The following is a 4,352-nucleotide window of genomic DNA, read 5'->3' on the forward strand; positions in this document are numbered from 1 at the left end:
AAGACCTGAAGTATATCTTCACGACATTCCCAATAGAGAAACGAGAGCAGGAAAGAGAGTATGGGGCTTACTTATCCAGAGACCTTGCCCTGAAGTACTTTGAAGAGTACAGACCGAAACTCTTTCAAGGAGGAAATCTGTGATTGATCGTACTAAAAACCGACTCCTCGATAAAACCATTGAATCTATGTACTTTAATAGTGCCCTGCGGCGGTCAGAGCATTGGTCTATTTATTTTATGAGTATCTGTATGAGGAGATTTCGCTAGATGAGACAACTACCAAAAGAATGCACACAGTTCATTGTATTCGATCTACTAATTGCGCGCGCAGTAACGATTCCCACATCAGCTGATGAGTTTGTTCGCAAATCAGAGTTACAAGAACAGAGGAGTTTCAAGGAATGGTTTCTACATAAATTTGGCAAGAGAGACAGCCTTAAGAGCATAGCGCCTCCTAATAAAACGGCAAAGGATAAAAAGATTTCTCTATTTGAAAGATCCTATTATGAAAGTCGATTCAAAGAAAGAGGGCCCTTTCTGGCGGGAATCAGCAAATTATTCAATGTCGAAAAATACGCAGGAAGTCAAATTATGGGCTTTTGTCTAGCGGCTCTAGAAACGGATGAGAACATTGCTAATCACCTCTCTTTATCAAAGGAGAAGAAGGACACAAAAATAAGTAGTGCCTATCTTCATAATCGTTTGGTAATTAGTGTTAAGAACCTCGTAAAATCGGAAATCAGCAACTTAACGCTTGCTCCAGATTCTCTTCTAGATGTGATAGAAGAAGCAGATGCTGTGCAGAACAGTCCTATGTCTACTGTTGCTTTGAACGAATTCTTTGGAATCTTGCCTGATGTTGAAATGAAGGGTCTCTTGCTAGATAGCACAAAACTATCTAGATGGGATTTTTCAGTGACCCTTAAAAAGGAAGATATGCAATCGCTACTAGAGCTTTCTCATTTCCTAGAAGGGAAAGATTCGAGAGATTTAGTGGCCTCTGAACTTATGAGAAGGATTACCTATTCTGAATCGCTAAAAGAAGATATCAGGATCCTACCTGATTCTTTGAAACCTAGTATTGTTAGTATTTTGATGAACAGTTTCGACGAGGGTGAAGTATCCAGAGCACTGCTAGAAACGCTGCCAAATGAGCAAGTAATAATTGGAGAATTAGCTCATAGAATCTCAGAAGGAACTGTGAAGTCGCTAAGCTCAAAGCAGATGGCCACCTTACTCCAAAATAACTCCAGATTCGCTGATGAGACTATGAGATCTATCCTTGCTTCTATTGAAAAAAGAATGGAGGAAACCGGCCAAGAACTTTCCTCAATTCTTTCTTCCTTATTGGTTATAAAGGAGAAATCCTCCTCTGTAACGCGTTCATTATTGAACAACGTTTGCATTGCTATGGACAGGGCAGTCAAATCATACGGAAATCAAGTTTCCTCTCTAAAGGGAGGACAAACGATATCGACTATGCAAGCCCACATAAGAGCCCAACTTCTTGAACAATCCTGGAATTCTGCCCGTAAGGATCTTCTAAACTCAATCGAGGCTGACATTACCAGATGGGCAAAAATGCTTGACAGTTTGAAAGAATTCGACTCACTCGAGCTAGCGGCAAGGTTCATATCTGTTCTCAGGGAGGGAACCAAGTGAAGCTTCTTCTTGACTATGGGACAACTCGAATAAGGGCCTCTGTAGAGAAGGATGGGATACTTTATCCAGTGGAATTCCCTGAGGGCCGTTTCTTGGGAAGCGTTGTAAATCTAGACCCTCAAGGAAATATTGAGTTCAGTTCTTTCCCAACAACTAAACACGGCGTGAAAAGTTTTGTGGGGCTGAAGCAAAGACTACTCAAATCGGCTTTTTTCAGAAGCAATGAAATTGATGCTTTTCTTGAAAAGACAGAGTTATTTCTCTCTAAGCGGATTGATACCCGCAGTCACTTTTATGTTGTGGACGGCGAGCTTGTTGCTGGAGATGCTCCTCTGAACGCATCACCTGATGATTTCGCTAAAAGGACCCAAGTCTCTTTGGAAAAGCGTAGGAAACCAACAGTGATATCTTTTGGTCCATTGGGTGAGAGTGAATACATTATTGCACGGCACTCCCTTCAGGAACTTAAAAACATTATTCAAGAGAACATTGATCTTTCACAGCTCGAGGAACTTGTCGTTGGAATACCTGTATCGCCTAGCAAAACATACCTAGACTTAATCAAAGAGCTTAGCGATAGAGTTCGTTTCGTATATGAACCTCTTGCTGCTGTGTTTGGGGCTAAGAAGCAGATAGAAGAGGGCACACATTGCGTTATTGACTTTGGAGGGGGCACCATTGATCTAGTTCTCTTTTCATATTCGAAAGGCGTTGAAAGGGTTATTGATCGTCTTCAGCTGAATTATGGGGGTGTTGACATAGATGAAGGTATTCTTGAGTACCTCAAGAATAAACAAACAAAAGAATACCAGAGATATTTCGATAACAGAATGCTGAACACCATTCGGAGCTTGAAAGAACGCCTCTCTTATGAAGAAGAGGTCGAAGATTTCTTCCTCGATGAAGAAACAGGCAAACTCATCTCGCTAAATATGAAGCGAGCAGAATTTGAAGATTGCATCCTAAGCAAATCAATGAAGAGTGTTTTTGAGAACATAGAGAATTTCATTCGCAGTATTGAGACAGAAAAAATTGACTCACTTCTTGTATGCGGAGGAAGTTCCGCTATTCCGTTCTTCCGGAAACACTTGGAAAGAGTAATTGGTGAATTGTTCAAGCTTACTCCAGATTTTAATGATGACGCTTTCCTTGTTTCCAAGGGACTCTCTCTCGCAAGTAAGTACGCTATTATTGGAAATCGAATTTGCGTTGTAGACCCACAAAGAGGCAAGGCGGCGATTCTGTACGATGTTTCTGATATCCCGGAGAAACGATACTTTATCATCCATAATCCAACCGGGAAGAACAAAGAAGTACGATTAGATTTCTGCTCACAAGATATCTCCGAACCTCTCGAAAGCTTTTTAGTCCCTCTCAGGTCTGTGGAGACTTTTGCAACTATTTCATTGAATGAGAATGAGGATTTATCACTAGAGCTTGACAAAACCTCTGTAAAGGTTTTGGACAATCCCGCGTGTGGTGTTGGTGATGAAGAGAATTCTAGATTAATTTGCAAGATTAACCATAAACCACTAAAGACATCAATACCGAAAACCTGCACTCTTTGCCCTAACCTGGTAGATATATTCAGCATTCCAACTGATGAGATGACTATTTCCCAGTTCAGTTCAGGGAAGATTTCTCCTTCGAGAGTCAAAACACCCGAGCCTTCTTGTTATGAATATTTCCTTGAATTCGATCGAGAAATTTCTAATTCTGAAGACCTAATCACTTCACAGGTTTTGGTCTTGATCTTAGCCAATATTGATAGCGAACTCTCTAGAGTCTTTGCTCTTTCTGAAAGACTCTCCAGTAAGACAAAGGGGTGATAGTAATTAGCTCAGTCGTTGATGTTCTGAAAGAAGCTGAAACATTGATCGAAAAGATACGGGAAAAAATGGATCAACTTGAAAAGTTGGCGGGCCTTATGGAGAGGAAAGAACAGGTAATTGATGAAAAGCTAAGACAGATAAACGAAAGACAAGATACACTGGATAAAATGCTTTCTAGAATTGAATCAGAACTCTTAGCCCCAGTTACCGAACAACATCCTCAAGATGTTATCGTGGCGGGTGAAATTGCAGAAGTAAATCCTTTCAACCCACAAAAAGGAATTGTGTATATAATTACCAACAAAAATGAAGATGGTAGAAAGCTAGATAGTCTATTAGTCTCTTTCCGGATTTTTGATAAGGATCGCAATGTAATTACTAAATCCAATGTTGTAATCGAAGGCATTTCTCTAGAAAACAACAAGACCATTAGAAGACCCTTTTCGATTACTGGAAATGATGGTCATAACCCGCTTGAAAATGCTGAAAACATTGAAGTGGAAATACTACAAGTAAAATGGGAATAAGCAGCATCCGTCAATACTAACAAAAGAGGTGATCTTGTCCATTAACCCTGTCGTCTTCAGTAAAGAGACCTTCGAGAGCTTCACAGATTTTCTAATTAGCACACTGAATATCGCAGATGAAGGCCTGGAGAACCAACTCAAGGACCTAATAGCTTATGATCTTCTAAGAGGATCTCGCCTGGTTAATGGGCCATACATTTACCTAAATCGCCCTTTCGTAAAAGGCAAAAGCATAAGAGAGTTCACGGAAGCACTCAACCTTGATCCGGTATTGAATACAGTTTTCACATACGAAAACTTACATAAGCATCAGGAAGAAGCAGCCGAGAG

The 4,352-nt window shown here is 40.4% G+C and carries 4 protein-coding genes; all 4 read left to right on the forward strand.

Annotated features, from left to right (window positions below; translation table 11 throughout):
• Positions 1 to 268: 268 nt before the first annotated feature.
• Complete coding sequence (locus ENN47_04885; protein HDP77518.1) at positions 269 to 1,663, forward strand: hypothetical protein; 1,395 nt, start codon at positions 269 to 271, stop codon at positions 1,661 to 1,663.
• On the forward strand, positions 1,603 to 3,492 hold the full coding sequence (locus ENN47_04890; protein HDP77519.1) for a hypothetical protein: 1,890 nt from the start codon (positions 1,603 to 1,605) through the stop codon (positions 3,490 to 3,492). Before ENN47_04885 ends, ENN47_04890 begins: the two co-directional genes overlap by 61 nt.
• Entirely contained in the window at positions 3,489 to 4,022 is a 534-nt protein-coding gene (locus ENN47_04895; protein ID HDP77520.1) for a hypothetical protein, read from the forward strand. Before ENN47_04890 ends, ENN47_04895 begins: the two co-directional genes overlap by 4 nt.
• A gap of 34 nt (positions 4,023 to 4,056) precedes the next feature.
• The coding region (locus ENN47_04900; GenBank protein ID HDP77521.1) for a hypothetical protein at positions 4,057 to 4,352 on the forward strand (296 nt) is incomplete at its 3' end.

The organism is Mesotoga infera, from assembly GCA_011045915.1.
GTDB classification, from domain to species: domain Bacteria; phylum Thermotogota; class Thermotogae; order Petrotogales; family Kosmotogaceae; genus Mesotoga; species Mesotoga infera_D.

What these genes read in the sequence shown, in the direction of transcription:
- ENN47_04885 (HDP77518.1), top strand. Translation starts at nt 269, where the DNA reads ATGAGACAACTACCAAAAGAATGCACACAGTTCATTGTATTCGATCTA.